Annotated in this window: 1 protein-coding gene; it reads left to right on the top strand. The window is 54.1% G+C overall.

Annotated elements, in window-relative coordinates; genetic code table 11:
* Window positions 1-35: 35 nt before the first annotated feature.
* Window positions 36-205: DUF2269 family protein (locus AKL28_RS24270; RefSeq protein ID WP_156226499.1), on the top strand; the 170-nt coding region annotated here is incomplete at its 3' end.

Below are 205 nucleotides of genomic sequence, written 5' to 3'. Positions count from 1 at the left end.
GCGCTCGACGGTTTGGATGTTCATGAGGTGCCCGCGTGAGTATTTATCTCCTGATCAAATGGCTGCATATTCTCAGCGCCACCATCTTGTTCGGCACCGGGATCGGCATCGCATTCTTCAAATGGATCACGGATCGCAGCGGCGATGTGCGGGCAATTCGCATCGTCACCGAGCGCACGGTGATTGCGGATTGGATATTTACAAC

The organism is Herbaspirillum chlorophenolicum (genome assembly GCF_001189955.1).
In the GTDB taxonomy this organism is placed as follows: domain Bacteria; phylum Pseudomonadota; class Gammaproteobacteria; order Burkholderiales; family Burkholderiaceae_D; genus Herbaspirillum; species Herbaspirillum chlorophenolicum.
This window is presented reverse-complemented; position numbering and strand designations above follow the sequence as displayed.